Source organism: Morganella sp. Je.2.23, from assembly GCF_051129855.1.
Classification (GTDB): domain Bacteria; phylum Pseudomonadota; class Gammaproteobacteria; order Enterobacterales; family Enterobacteriaceae; genus Morganella; species Morganella sibonii.
Window position 1 is genome coordinate 1 of sequence record NZ_JBCPSQ010000037.1, and the last position, 370, is coordinate 370.

1 rRNA gene is annotated in these 370 nt (G+C 47.6%); it reads right to left on the bottom strand.

The window, feature by feature from the left end:
- Positions 1 to 115: ribosomal RNA gene (locus AAZR23_RS20755) — 23S ribosomal RNA — on the bottom strand; the annotation flags it as partial.
- Positions 116 to 370: the final 255 nt, after the last annotated feature.

Below are 370 nucleotides of genomic sequence, written 5' to 3' on the forward strand. Positions count from 1 at the left end.
GAAATCGCCGGTTATAACGGTTCATATCACCTTACCGGCGCTTATCGCAGATTAGCACGTCCTTCATCGCCTCTGACTGCCTAGGCATCCACCGTGTACGCTTATTCGCTTAACCTCACAACCCGAAAGTGTCTTTCTGTACGGGTCGCTGCGCGTCATAATTTCTTTGTCGGGCGGTGCTCGCAATGCTCACATACCTGAGTATGCTCCGCTTGCTGTGCGCCGGCCTTCGCGAAATTATTTAGCTCGCTTCCCCTCGAAAGTGAGTACTTTCAAAGTTGTTCGGCTGAGAGACTCATCAATATTACCTCGGTGATAATATTGATTGTTTCAATTTTTCAGCTTGTTCCGGATTGTTAAAGAGCATAAT